This window comes from Mycobacterium sp. 852013-50091_SCH5140682, from assembly GCF_001665685.1.
GTDB lineage: Bacteria > Actinomycetota > Actinomycetes > Mycobacteriales > Mycobacteriaceae > Mycobacterium.
On the sequence record NZ_LZTB01000119.1, the window covers coordinates 28,478 to 41,117 of the forward strand.

Below are 12,640 nucleotides of genomic sequence, written 5' to 3' on the forward strand. Positions count from 1 at the left end.
TTCAGCGCTCAAGAGCCCCGCCCTGCGCCAACCTCTCGCGCAGGCTCTTCGGCCGAATATCGGTCCAGTTTTGCTCGATGTAGTCAAGGCATGCAGCGCGGTCCGCCTCGCCGAATACCACCCGCCAACCAGCCGGCACGTCGGCAAACGCCGGCCACAGGCTGTGCTGCTCCTCGTCGTTGATCAAGACGAAAAAGCTTCCCTTGTCGTCATCGAATGGGTTGATGCTCACGTTTCTCCATGGCTGCTCAGGCGGACATCGCAAACATATCGCAAACATACGGCGGGCCGCATCGCGGCGTCTGAGGTTTCCTCGAACTCCCGCTGTACACGACGCCGGCTGACGCCGATTATGCGGGCCCGTGGATTAGCCACAGACCGCTGATCAGCGGATTTAGCGAGGTCAGCGGAATCCACGAGCGCGTCAGGTTATTGCGAGTTTTGCAAGATTGTGAATGCATTGTGAGCTCCGCACGGCTACCCGACCCTCTGCGCAGCAAATTTGCAAGGCGATTGCAATTCTGGCAAATGAACGCATGTGGGCCTCCGCAATATGAATGCAAAGAAGATGTCTGGCCAGGATCTCGCCGCTGTAGCCCAGGCAGATAGCCAGCGCAGCATCCGCTGTGCGGTTTTACAAGCTCGGGGTCTGTGTCGACGGCTCCGTGTCATTGCGAGTACTGCTTGCTCACGCACAGAACTTCGCGCGCGCACCGGCTCAGATCCACGACGCCCCGAGATCGTCACCGCCGGAACGGATCTAGCAACATTCGAAGCCACAGTGATCGGATCGTGAAAACAGCGCGCGCCAGCCCGGGCTACCAAGAAAGTCCCAGGAAATCGTGGTTCGGCGACAAGAGCACGGATGCGATGCGCTTGGCACACCGCCGCTTTGGTTGATGTGGCACAAGTCACGTACGGCAAGCACAGGACGATCGGCCGCGCCATCGCCCCGCGATGCGTTGGGGGCTTACGGCTGCGCTGCAGCCCGTAACGGAACGGCGTACGCGCAGGTCAAGAACGGGCGCCAACGGGTGAGATCCGTGACGCCCTGCGTGCGGATACAGCTACTCGTCGACCTCTTCAGCGCGAGCGTGCGACCCTTCGATCGGGGACGAGCCGGCGGGCATCACCATCAGGAACACCGGGATTCGCATCGTGACACCACCGGCGATCGGCATCCGGAGTGCGAACGACACAACCTCCAGTTCGAGGCGCCGCCCGCGCTGGGTCTCCATCTCGAACCGCCCCGGCAGGCGCTTGGGTTCGGCAAGCCAATCCAGGCCACGTTCGATCGACTCGACCAGGTTCATGCGCCCGACTATACCTGCGTGAACAGCGCAGAAACGAGGTAAGCCGACACCCGATGCCGCTGTCACGGCACTACATCTATTGACGGACAAGGCCTTTCACATAGCGCCGCCCGGAAATACCCGACTTGTCGAGCCAGAATAATCTGGTCGGCGTGAATTCTCGGCGGCCCGAACAATCGCACACGACGTGGCGCTTTTTCACCCGTCAATATCGCTGAGCGCTATTTCCGCCTTCCGCGTAAACTGCTTCCTCGGCTCGAACGCATACCCGCGACCACGGCATGGGCAGGGCCTGAGAGCCCGAACAGCCTTGCGGCAGTTCGAGAGCCAGCAATAATGGCCGTATCACTGCCGCTCGACGCGCACCACAACCGGAAGGCTGGGACCCGCATGAAGTTCGTGCTGGCATGCTATGGAACTCGCGGCGACGTCGAACCCTCGGTCAGCGTCGGGTGCGAATTGCAGCGCAGAGGTCACGATGTTCAGCTGGCCGTACCCCCTGATCTGGTCGGTTTCGCCGAGGGGGCGGGCCTCTCGAGCGCCGCGTACGGCCCACCGCTGCAGGCGTTTCTACGCGAAGAGTTCCTGCGGAACTTCTGGTCTGAGCTGATGAGTCATCCCGTGCGTTCGCTGAAGGAGCTCTGGCAACCGATCGCGCGGTACTGGGGCGAGACGAGTGACACCCTGATGACGCTGGCCGACGGAGCCGATCTCCTCTCGACCGGCCTGAACTACGAGCAACCCGCCGCCAATGTCGCTGAGTTCTACAACATTCCGCTGGTCATGCTGCATCACTTCCCGATGCGTCCCAACGGGCGGCTGGTCCCGATGCTGCCTGCGCCGGTCGTTCGCTCCGCTGGCACCTTGACCGAATGGCTGATGTGGCGCTCCACCAAGGACGTCGAGAATGCGCAGCGACGAGAATTGGGTTTGCCAAAGGCAACTCGTCCGTCACCGCGCCGGATCGCTGACCAGGGTTCGTTGGAGATACAGGCCTACGACGCGGTGAGCGTGCCCGGGCTGGCAGCGGAGTGGAGAAGATGGAACGGCCAACGGCCTTTTGTCGGAGCGTTGACCATGGGCTTGTCGACTGACAGCGATGACGAGGTGGCCTCGTGGATCGCAGCCGGGACACCGCCGATCTGTTTCGCCACCGGCAGTATCCCCGTCGAATCGCCCTCGGAAACACTGGAAATGATCAGTGCGGCGTGCGCGGAGTTGGGCGAACGTGCGTTGGTGTGTGCCGGAGGCACCGACTTCAGCCACGTGGCCATCCCGGATCACGTGAAGGTGATCGGGGTGGCGAACTACGCGACGGTTTTCGCCGCGAGCCGCGCAGTGGTGCATCACGGCGGTTCGGGAACCACAGCGGCGAGCCTGCGGGCCGGTGTCCCGACGCTCATACTCTGGAGCTCCGCGGATCAGCCGTATTGGGGCAATCAGCTCGGGCGGTTGAAAGTCGGTACAGCCCGCCGTATTTCGAAAACCACACGTGAATCACTGACGGCGGATCTGCGGCGAATCCTGGCCCCGGAATATCAGATCCGCGCTCGCGAACTCGCCACTCAAATGACGACGCCTGCCGCCAGCATCGCCAAAACGGCGGACCTGTTCGAGAACAAGGTGCGCGCCACAGTTCATTGACCAACGTTCGCAGAAGTCGTTGCTCTGCCGTCGAATCACCGCAGTTTTTCCAGCTTTTGGCCGACGTTTGCCATGGCAAATCGCTTAGCGGCGATATCCCGCAGCGTCGAGATTCGAACGTCGGTAGGCCGTCGCAATATTGAAATGCCATTGGCGAAACGGGTTTCCGACACCGGCGAGGGTCTAGGCTCACGATGTCGACCACAATCGGCGAGCACAGCGTGCGAGACAGGGGGAAACTTTGACCGACCACAGATGCCGGATATGCGGTGGCGAGCTACATGAAGTTTTCGACTTAGGCCGCCAACCCGTCTCGAATGCCTTCGCCAAACCCGAGGACGCCGACAAGGTGCCGTTTTTCCGGCTGGCAGTCGGCGCCTGCACGTCGTGCACCATGGTCCAACAGCTCGACACCGTGCCGCCGTACGAGATGTATCGCGCTGACTATCCGTACCGCGCATCCGGCTCTCTGCTGATCCGCAGGCACTTCGAAGACGTCGCCCGTCACATCATCGAAACGTGCCCCGGCGGCCGGGACGGGTTCGTCGTCGAGATCGGAAGCAATGACGGCGTCATGCTGAGGACTCTCAGTGCAGCCGGGATGCGGCACCTCGGCGTGGATCCGGCTGCCAGCGCAGGGGAAGTCGCGCGGTCCCATGGAGTCAACGTGCGCACCGACTTCTTCAACGCCGAGACGGCCGCCGACATCTACGCCGAGCACGGTCATGCCAACCTGATCTTCTCGGCGAACACGTTCAGCCATATCTCCTACCTCGGCTCGATATTCGAGGGTGTCGGCACCCTGCTCGCTCCCGACGGCCTGTTCGTCTTCGAAGACCGCTCACTTGCCGACATCCTGAGGCACAACTACTTCGACCAGATCTACGACGAGCACATCTATCTGTTCTCGGTGAGCTCGGTGCAGGCCATGGCAGCCCATTTCGGTTTCGAGTTGGTCGATGCTGAACACCTGCCTCTCCACGGCGGTTCGATCCGCTATACCGTCGCGCGCCGAGGCGCCCTCGAGCCGAGCCCCGCCGTCGAGAAGTTCGTCGCGCAGGAGAAGGCCGATGGGCTTGCCGAGAAGGAAGAAGCCGCCTTCGTCCGGTTCTCCAGCGACGTCGACCGCATCAAGACCGACCTCGTGTCGCTGCTGCACGACATCCGTTCCCAAGGTCGACGCGTCGTCGGCTACGGTGCGACGTCCAGAAGCGCCACAGTGCTCAACTACTGCGGTATCGGGCCCGACCTGCTGCCGCTGGTGTGTGACTCCACGCCGGAGAAGCAGGGTCGGGTCACACCTGGCTCGAAGATTCCGGTGTGCCCGCCTGGTGCCTTCACCGATCCCTACCCCGACTACGCGTTGCTGTTCGCGTGGAACCATGCCGAAGAGATCATGGCCAAGGAACGGATGTTCCAAGAGAACGGCGGCCGGTGGATCCTCTACGTGCCCGAGGTGCACACGGTCTGATCACCGAGCAGGCTTGATGAGCAGACCCTGCCCGGTGGGCAGGGTACAGATCGGCACACCCAGTTCCACGGACAGCTCGTCCATGGCATCCCGCTGCTCCTCGCGTCCGCGGTTCGCGTAATCGTCCAGCAGGACGTAAGCCCCCGGCGACAGCTTGGGCCAGAAGTGCCGCAGCGCGGCGACTTCCGGTGGCGCACAGTTCATGTCGATGTGCAGGTAGGCGACCTTGTCGGTGTCGACCTGGTCGAGGGTCTCGGGGACCGCTCCGACGATGATGCGGTGGTTGTTCCATTGCGCGAAGTTGGCTCGCACGCTGTCGACCGAGTCGACATAGAGGCCGTCGCGCAGGTGCGCCTGGCTTGCCTCAAGCGCGCCTGACTCGCGTTCGCCTGCGGTGACGAAGCGAGGATCGAGTCCGGTGAACGTGTCGAGCAGATAGAACGTCTTGCCCAGCCGATTCCAGTCCAGGTACTCCATGATGGCACTGCTCAAAAACCCGTAGCTGACGCCGCATTCGACGAAATCGCCCTCGAGCCGGCTCGCGTTGGCTGCCGCCCAGAGACCGACGTGTACCCGCCAATGCCACTGGTACCAGTCCTGGTCCTCACCAAGTGCGCGCGCACCACGCTCATAGGCCCGACGAAAGGCCGGGTCATCCATGAACCCATGGGTGTTGAAGGTGATCAGCGCGTCGTTGGAATAGACGTCGGGTAGGAGCTTTCGCGCGAGCCAGTACTCAGCACGCACCCAGCGCATCGTCAGGCGGGCCTTGGTCGACAATCCGGTTGCCACGGCGGCGACCATAACATAGGCGCGCGACCCACCGCCGTTCAATCCGATGGGCTTGCCGCAGCACAACTTTCGGCCTCGGTGCTGCTCGGCCAACTCTACACCGAGCTGCAGAACAGGTTAATGCCGACAGAGCAGGACCGCATCGGCGATATGCGCCGATGGCCGATGCCAGTCATCGTGGCAAACTTATTGACTGCCAGTGACGTTCACATCGCCGGCGCGGCTCGGTTCCGGTGCGCGCATCTGGGCCTTCCGCTTGAAACGGGCCTTCAACGCCATCGCGCGCTTCTCCACCACGAACCAGCTCATGGCCGCGAACGGCAGCGTCACCACCGTCGAAATCACAAAGAACAGAATCGGACTCAGGAAGATGAGGCCGAAGGTGGCGAGCACCTGCTGGACGGGGAACGCATAGATATATACGCCGTAGGACAGGTCCGTACGCAATGTCATGCGCTTGTTGCGGATGAGTGCGCCCGACACGATGACGGCATATGCCAATGGCAGTCCCGCAACCACCCGGTAGTCAGGTAGCAGCCCGGCCGCGAACACGATGACCACGCACACCGCGACGATCGACCAGCGGGCAGGGATCACGTCCCGCCAGTGATACATGAGAGCGCCGGCCGCGAACATGATTCCGGTACGCATGATCAACTGGGGAATGGTCCACACCCCCGGATAGGTCAGCGGCGGGAACAACATCGCGCCTGCCGTGGCGAGCACGAGGAATACGGGCGAGATCCACTTCTTACTGGCGAGCCCCACGACACCGAGCAGCGCGACGATGAGGTAGCACGCGACCTCCCAGATGAGTGACCACAGGGATGCGTTCCATCCCGCGGCCGCATCGGGAACTCCGTGTGGCGTCTCGCCGATCACTCGTTGAAGCGGGATGAGACCGATGTTCTTGACGATGTACTCGATCGGTGCGGACGACGTCAGCAGCTTGGAGACCGAACCGCCCTGCGCCGCCAACGCGATGGGGGCGATGACGAACGCCGTGACCGCCAGGCAGACATAGAAGCCGGGGAGAATGCGAAGTGCCCGGGCCATGAGATATTCGCGAATGTTCGGGTTGGTCAGCCAACTCCGGGTGATGAGGAAACCCGAGATCGCGAAGAAGCCGTCGACCCCCACGGAGAAGAGAACCTGCAGTACCGCCTCGGGTGGCATCCGCCCCGTCACCGGGAAGGAATGCCACAGGATGACCTCGGCGGCCAGGGCTAACCGGAATGCGTTCAACGCATTGTTCCGCGGATCGAATACCTGAGCTAGCTTCATCATCCCCGCCTGTCGTCCCCACCTGGCGCTGCGTCGCAATCGTATGTTGCTTCGGCAGGGACCGTTAGCGTTTGGGCCGCACCGAATGGGTCCGAATTCTAGCCTGACTGAGCGCATTTCGCGGATTCGGGCGCACACCGTTCGTTCGGGTCTATGTGAAAATGCGCTTCACACATCGCATTTGGCGACGAATATCGCAAATCAACTGGGCAATATGTCCGCCATGCTCAGCTGCGATTAGCGTTCGCCCGCGGCACCCTGGCAAAATTTGGTTGCCGCGCTGCACGCAGCGAAAACACCGGCGTTAAAACTGGTTTCGCGCGCACCTTGACGCTGACGTCACCGGGCGCGTTCCACCCCCACGCGATCCAGATACTCGGCGTTGTCCTCTGCCCCGGCCTCGGTTTGTGTACCTATCCACTCGAGCAGCGAGCGCAGCCCATCGTCCAGCGCCCATTTCGGGCGCCATTGCAGATCGCTCAGCGTGGGTTCGATGTCACAGCTGGCTGCCCGCACGTCACCGTCCCGGAATTTCCCTACGACGACCGGCTCCGGCGCGTCGAAGACGGCAGCGATCTTCTTCGCCAACTCATGGATGGTGATGCCCTGGCCAGATCCGATGTCCAAGCAGCGCGACTGGACGGCAGGAGTGACCACGGACGTGAACAGTGCGTCGATGACATCGTCGATGTAGACGAGGTCACGCACGATGCGGCCGTCTTCATAGACTTCCGACGCACGCAGCTGCCTGGACAGGCGCGCGAAGAACGGCACCACTCCGGTGTAGGGGTTGGTCAACGACTGGCCGGGCCCGTAGGCATTCTGCAGGCGCAGAATGCTCAGACCTGTGTCGTGCGCCGAAGTCCATGCGGTCAGCAGATTCTCCTGGGCGAGCTTTGTCGCGCCGTAGACGTTGGTCGGGCGCGTCTCTGTCACGCCTGCACGGCTCGGAAGCGGCACGGCGGGTTCCCCCGTCGGCCCTTGAGGATCCCAGATACCTGCCTGCAGCTGTGCGTGGCTGCGCGGGCGCGGGTAGAAGATCTCGTCGCCGGACTGCCACGCGCCCTCGCCGTAGACGGCCCGCGACGAGGCCACCACGATCTGCTCGGGCACGAGACCCGCGCGGCTCAGCGCATCGAGCAGCTGGGTGGTGCCCACCACGTTCACCAGTCCGTGGCGGGTCGCCTGCGACAGCGACTGCGCCGTGCCCGTTTCGGCCGCCAAGTGGATGACCTGGTCAGGCCGGCACAGCCGCAGGACGGCATCCCAGTCCGGTGCGTGGGTCACGTCCCCGGTGAAGAACCGCACCGACGGGTGCAGGTCGAGCGCCTTACCGTCGCCGTGTACTTGAGCAAGCAGGACATCCATGACCGCTACGTCGTAACCGGCCTCGACGAGCCGGCGCGACAGCGCGGTACCGATGAATCCCGCTCCGCCGCTGATCAGTACGGATTTAGACATGAGCTGACGCCTTCCGTTCGTGTGCATATTCGGTCATGTCGAGATGTCCTCAGTGCCAAGTGAATTGGCGCTCGCGGTGGGCGCCGGTCGGCTCAGGCCGACGCGGCCCGCATCACGAAGCCCGCCTGGTCGCCGCGGCCCTGCCGGTTGAGTGAGACCGATCGTCGTTCCCAACCCAGCATCTGCCGCACCCCGAAATTGCGGAAAATGGCGCCCAGCCCGTTCAACTCGGGCAGGGCAATGCCGCGGCGGTACGCCTCACTGCCGAAGAACTGCGACGAGTTGGAGTCGTCGATGGTCTTCTCCACCCGCAGGCCGACGTTTTCCGCGGCGAGCTCCATGCCGCGCCGGGACGGGATGACGGTGTGGCGAGGAGCGTCGATCAGGCACCAGTGTTTCCCGTAGGTGGCCCATGCCTCCGACGACGTCGTTGGGAGCCTCGCCAGGCACACGCCGCCAGGGGCGAGCCGCTCGTTGGCGGCCTTCAAGGTTTCGACGGGATCCGGTACGTGTTCCAACGAATGGTTGAACATGATGAGATCGAATTCGCCGGGCACTTCGTTCATGAATCGCTTCAGCAGCGGGACGCCCAGCGGCGTGACACCGTCCTCCTCGATGAACGGGTCAGCGCCGGTGAGTTTGGTGAAGCCTGCCCGTGCCAACCGGTCGAGCAGCGTACCGCCGCCACAGCCGACATCAAGGATCCGCGCATCACGCGCCAGATTCAGATCGCCGAGCATCTTGATGACATCTCCGCTGGCATCGCGCGTGCCGATCAGTGACCGGACACCCGGCGGCAACGCCGCGACGAGGGCGCCCACGAACTGCCGCCTGTCGTTCAATTCATAGCGGTCTCGCTGCGTCGTCATCCATTGGAACAACCCGGGCTGCTCGGCCACCGTGTACGAGTAGTACTTGCGCGGATAGTGTCGCGCGAGTTCCTCCCCCTCGAGCACATCCACGATCTGCAGGGTTTCGCAGTCCTTGCAGATGTAGTAGTCGAACAGCTCCCGAGTTCCGTAGTACATCTCACGGACCGTTATCGTCCGATGCGGACCGGCCGAACCGCACACCCGGCACTCTTTGTTGACCTCGCTCATTTTCCCCTCCTGGTTCAACTCTCGTGTGAGAGGCGGTTGCCCATGTCAGGCAGTACTTTTCAATCGAGCGAAATCCTCTACGAGATCTGCTGCACGGTAGTTACTTTCAGACGGCGTGCGCATTCGCGACGCGATCTCACGCGCCCGCACGGCGTAGTCCGGGGCGAGGATCCGACGCAGGTCGGCAACCAACGACTCTTGCGTGGTAGCCGAAAAGCGCCTCGTGGTACCGATTTTCAGCCGCTTGAGCTGAGCGCCCCACAGTGTCTGATTGGCGTCCATCGACAGGATCAGGGTGGGGACGCCGGCTCGCATGCTGGCCGCCGTCGTGCCCGAGCCGCCGTGGTGGACCACCGCGCGGCAGGCCGGGAAGATCGCCGCGTAGTTGACCGCGCCGACCACCTTGACGTGATCGAACTGGGGCACGTCGCTGAAGTCGCTGTATCCCGCGCATACCAACGCGCGCTGACCCAACTGTGCGCTGGCGGCACTGATCATTCTGATCGTGTCAGCCGGGGATTCCACCGGCATGCTGCCGAACCCGAAACAGATCGGCGGGGTTCCCGCCGCGATCCAGTCGGTGACCTCTTCATCGACGCTGGTCGCCAGCTCCATCGTGAGCGTCCCGACGAACGGCCGCTGACCGTTCCATTTCGCCCATTCGTCGGCGAGTCCGGGAAAGCAGACTTCGTCGTATGCCTGGACCTCCAGCGCTCCCCGGCCGGCGACGCGCTGCGAGGTCGGGCCGGTGGCCTTCGGCAATCCCAGTTCGCGCCGCTGGGTGTCCTCGACCTTCTTGTTGAGCAGCCACGTCAGCCAGTCGAACGCCGTCATCGCGGCGCGTCCCAATGGTGCGGGCAGGATGGTCACGAGCCTGCCGTTGGCCCGGACCGGCACGTGATGCAACGTGACAAGTGGAATCCCGTAGTACTCAGCGACATTGGCGGCCGGTTCCTGGTAAGCCTGCCCGGCGATCAACACGTCGGCACCGTCGGCCAGCGAGGTCAATGTCTCATTGATCTGGGCCCAGCACTGATCGCTGAGCGTCCACATTTCACGCCAGAGTTCCCTGAGCTCCCGAACCTTCCAGAACCCGTGGAAGAACGACGTCCAGAAGTTGCGGTAGACGTCGAGCCAGGTGCGCGTATCCAACCCGAAACCCACTGCCGGAAGCCCGGCCGCCTCGACGAATCCGACCGAATCCGGCGCGACCGCGATGCTCACTTCGTGTCCCCTGCGCACCAGTTCGCGAGCGACGACGATGGACGGCTCGATGTCGCCCCGCGTTCCGTAGCTCGCCAACACAAATTTCATCGCAGTTCGAAGCCTTTCAGTCTTTCCCGTGACGGCCGGTCGCCCGGCGTTGCACGCGCCATCCCTCGGTCATGTCCACAGGCGCGGACCGTGACCGGGTAAGCGCGGCAACGCCGGAATTGTTGGACTCTCCGTCACTCCTTACGCCAGAGCACGCCCGTACCGTCGATTTCGACGATCTCCGCGGTGATCCCGTGCTTCGTGCGGTAATCCGTGACGGCCTTCTTACATCCGTCGATCGCGTGGTAGTCGTCGATGATGCAGAAGCCGCCGGGCGACAGACGCGAATACAGGCCGTCGAGCGCCTGGATCGTGGACTCGTAAAGGTCGCCGTCGAGCCGCAGCACCGCGATCTGCTCAATGGGGGCGTCGGCCAACGTGTCCTTGAACCAACCGGGAAGGAAGCGGACCCTCTCGTCCAACAGACCGTAGCGCTCGAAATTGGCGCGCACGTCCTTCTCGGGGACCGCGAGGATAGGAGCGGCCAGGTGCAGCTTGTCGCCCTTGTCGGCCTTGTAGTTGTCGGCGTCCGGCGCCGGCACGCCCGCGAACGAATCCGCCAGCCAGACCTGCCGCGTCTGGTCTCCGTATGCGGCCAGAACCGCGCGCATCAGGATGGAGGCGCCGCCCCGCCACACCCCGCACTCGACGAGATCGCCGGGGATCTCCTCGGCGAGCACCGTCTCAATGCAGTTCTGCAAACTCGTCAGGCGCTGCATACCGATCATGGTCAGCGCATCGGCCGGCCAATCCAGCCCCAAGTCGCGTTTGCGGGCGTCGAACGGCCGCTTGCGCACGAGCATGAGGTTCCCAAACTTGAAGACAGGACGGTGCAGGCGAGCCCATCCCACAGGCACCAACTCGTCGACCCCGTACCTGGTGAGATCCTGCCGAAGCAGGTCCAGATAGGCGGATCGAGTGCCACGGTCGGTCACGGTCAAAAAAGTGCCCCTTATCTCCTCAATTCGGTACTCCGGTGACAAGACTAGCGCCCTGAACAGGGCGCTAAAACTTTTCCGAAGCGACGGCAGACCTTGCGGCCGAGAGACTTTCGGCGAGATCGTCAGAACTTCGCATCGAGTTGCAAAACAGGCTAACGAGTTTGGTTCGACGCTTTCATCGACGATATGGGGCTATCACTGATCAGTGCGACCGTGGCAAACAAAGACAACAAACTGTCAGTGCTGCAAATTCATCGGAAAGCCGCCCGGGACAAGTGCTTCGGCTCAGCGGCTCGATGGACCACCACGACCGAGTCAAACACCTCGATCCGGTCGATGATGGTTGCCGCCAACGGCACCTCCACCTCCCTGACCCGCTTCGGGTGGCCCTCCTGGAACTCGAACACCGACGACATCTTCATGTACGGGGCGTGCATCGCATCCATCAGCCATCGGGTGAAATCGATGAACGATTCGGAGCGATCGCGGTAACCCGTCCAATAGTTGGCGCAAACGTCCTCGACCGCATACACCCCACCGGGCGCCAGTCGCGGGAACAGATACTGGAACGAACCGATCATCTGACTGGGTTGATGCCCGCCGTCGTCGAGAATCGTGTCGAACGGCCCGAACTCGTCCAGCACCCGGCCCAGGAATGCGGTGTCGGTTTGATCGCCGATCCGCACGTGAATGTCATCCTGCGGTGCGTCGTACTGAGCAGACTTCGGGTTGAAGTCGAGCCCCACGATCGTGGCTTTGGGCAGGTACTCGCGCCACATGCGCAAAGACCCGCCTCTGTCGACGCCGATCTCGAGCATCCGCTCGGTCCTGTCCAGGACAGACTCATAGATCGGCAGATAATGACGCAGCTTGTGCACGTTTTCGGTCTCGCTGAAGATCCGGCCGATGGCGGTCTCCTCCGGGGGACTGTCATCCGCACCCATCACCACGGGCCGCGCGAGATCGGGCCCCAACGCTTCGAGCATCCGCCGGCGGCCCTTGTACGGATAGCGGCGAAATATGAACGGCGGTTTCGGCAGCAATGTCAATCGGAACATGGCCATAGTCACGTGATCCTATGGACAGCCGACGTGACGACGGTTCGTATCACGAGAATCGTTGCAGATCACAGAGATACCCTATCGACACATCAGCACCACCAGTCCCGCCGTGAGCGCTCACTGCGGCTCAGGCTCGCCAGAGCAAACTCGTTGACCGAGCAGAGTGCGTGCCTTGGCTCGCTCACCTCCCCCGACGACGAATCCAGGCAAATCAACACAGGTCGGCCGCCGTCGGCGGGTCGACTGTCCAGATCCGTTA

Annotated in this window: 11 protein-coding genes; 2 read left to right on the forward strand and 9 right to left on the reverse strand. The window is 62.8% G+C overall.

Annotated elements, in window-relative coordinates; all coding sequences use genetic code 11:
• Position 1: 1 nt before the first annotated feature.
• A complete protein-coding gene (locus A5784_RS30635; protein WP_029370308.1) occupies positions 2-232 on the reverse strand; it encodes an MbtH family protein in 231 nt (76 codons plus the stop codon).
• An 835-nt stretch (positions 233-1,067) separates the two neighbouring features.
• Positions 1,068-1,313, reverse strand: coding sequence for a hypothetical protein (locus A5784_RS30640; RefSeq protein ID WP_029370307.1), 246 nt, complete (start codon positions 1,311-1,313; stop codon positions 1,068-1,070).
• Positions 1,314-1,703: 390 nt separating this feature from the next.
• Here A5784_RS30640 and A5784_RS30645 point away from each other — a divergent pair, with 390 nt between their 5' ends.
• Both A5784_RS30645 and A5784_RS30650 read left to right on the forward strand, forming a co-directional pair.
• Positions 1,704-2,957 (forward strand): glycosyltransferase, encoded by a 1,254-nt coding sequence (locus tag A5784_RS30645; RefSeq protein ID WP_064948738.1) that lies wholly within the window; start codon positions 1,704-1,706, stop codon positions 2,955-2,957.
• A 241-nt stretch (positions 2,958-3,198) separates the two neighbouring features.
• Positions 3,199-4,428: a class I SAM-dependent methyltransferase gene (locus A5784_RS30650; protein WP_064948629.1), complete on the forward strand. Its 1,230-nt coding sequence runs from the start codon at positions 3,199-3,201 to the stop codon at positions 4,426-4,428.
• Here A5784_RS30650 and A5784_RS30655 read toward each other — a convergent pair whose 3' ends face one another.
• The 7 genes from A5784_RS30655 to A5784_RS30685 form a co-directional block, all read right to left on the reverse strand.
• On the reverse strand, positions 4,429-5,232 hold the full coding sequence (locus A5784_RS30655; protein WP_197514929.1) for a TylF/MycF/NovP-related O-methyltransferase: 804 nt from the start codon (positions 5,230-5,232) through the stop codon (positions 4,429-4,431).
• A gap of 174 nt (positions 5,233-5,406) precedes the next feature.
• Positions 5,407-6,504 (reverse strand): acyltransferase family protein, encoded by a 1,098-nt coding sequence (locus A5784_RS30660; RefSeq protein ID WP_082945199.1) that lies wholly within the window; start codon positions 6,502-6,504, stop codon positions 5,407-5,409.
• A 339-nt stretch (positions 6,505-6,843) separates the two neighbouring features.
• Positions 6,844-7,965 (reverse strand): NAD-dependent epimerase/dehydratase family protein, encoded by a 1,122-nt coding sequence (locus A5784_RS30665; protein WP_064948630.1) that lies wholly within the window; start codon positions 7,963-7,965, stop codon positions 6,844-6,846.
• A gap of 92 nt (positions 7,966-8,057) precedes the next feature.
• Complete coding sequence (locus A5784_RS30670; protein ID WP_064948631.1) at positions 8,058-9,065, reverse strand: class I SAM-dependent methyltransferase; 1,008 nt, start codon at positions 9,063-9,065, stop codon at positions 8,058-8,060.
• 45 nt (positions 9,066-9,110) lie between these two features.
• The gene (locus A5784_RS30675; protein WP_064948632.1) at positions 9,111-10,379 is read right to left on the reverse strand and encodes a glycosyltransferase; all 1,269 of its coding nucleotides are present in this window, start codon (positions 10,377-10,379) and stop codon (positions 9,111-9,113) included.
• A 134-nt stretch (positions 10,380-10,513) separates the two neighbouring features.
• Complete coding sequence (locus A5784_RS30680; protein ID WP_064948633.1) at positions 10,514-11,314, reverse strand: TylF/MycF family methyltransferase; 801 nt, start codon at positions 11,312-11,314, stop codon at positions 10,514-10,516.
• 257 nt (positions 11,315-11,571) lie between these two features.
• Entirely contained in the window at positions 11,572-12,306 is a 735-nt protein-coding gene (locus A5784_RS30685) for a class I SAM-dependent methyltransferase (protein ID WP_064948740.1), read from the reverse strand.
• Between the last annotated feature and the right edge of the window lie 334 nt (positions 12,307-12,640).